The sequence below is a fragment of the Mesorhizobium sp. WSM4823 genome, from assembly GCF_055811195.1.
Genome location: NZ_JBVVQL010000048.1, coordinates 1 through 818 on the forward strand (window position 1 = coordinate 1; position 818 = coordinate 818).

Annotated in this window: 1 protein-coding gene; it reads right to left on the reverse strand. The window is 65.0% G+C overall.

All coding sequences use genetic code 11. The features are described from left to right. Positions 1 to 788 (reverse strand): polysaccharide deacetylase family protein (locus AC0L26_RS31950; protein ID WP_473636081.1); only part of this gene is annotated, 788 nt, incomplete at its 3' end. Between the last annotated feature and the right edge of the window lie 30 nt (positions 789 to 818).

Here is an 818-nt window from a genome sequence, read left to right on the forward strand (position 1 = left end):
GAGCGGTCCCCGCGAATCTCGATGCGCGGAAGGTCGATGGGATCGCAATCGAGGTCCGCCGGCCCGTGTTTGCGGCCGAAGCCGATTCGATAGCCGCACTCCTTGGCCAGCCGGCCAAGCCGTCGGTCGGTGACAGAGAAGGGTGCCGCGAATGCCGTGGTTGGCCGACCGGTCCACCGTTCGATGAACATACGAGAGCGCAACAGCTCGGCGGCCAAGTCAGAGCTCGACAGACCATCGATCGCGCGATGCGTCGCCAGATGGCTTCCGAAGAAAGCACCTTCGGCGGAGAGACGTCGCACCGTCCCGGCGTCCATAAGCGGCGTCGGCGGACCGCTGTCGGCGTCCCACCGTGCACTTTCACCCACCAGATCCGTCACCAGGAACACTTCCGCGGTCAGATCGTTCTCGCGCAAGATCGGCCAGGCATGGTCGGCAAAGTTCTGGAAGCCGTCGTCGAAGCTGATGAGCACCGGGCGGCCAACGAAAGGGTGACGGTTGGCGATGAACCATTCCAGTTGCTCGGACATGATCGCGTGAAAGCCATTGGCGCGCAGCCATGCCATCTGGCTGGCGAATGCGGCGGGCGTGAGCCGAAAACGGGCGAGCGCGGCCGGACCATCCTCGGCGACGCTGTGATACATGAGGACAGGGATACGCTGCCGCCGCTCGCTACGCGCGACATCGCGGCGCAAGGCCCGCGCCCCGCCCCAGACGATATTTCGCGCGACCCCGATTTCCATGGGCGCGCGGATTGGCACATGATCAATCATCGGTTCCGTCGCCACATCTCCAGGTGAGAGGCGGCGGAAGCGGTC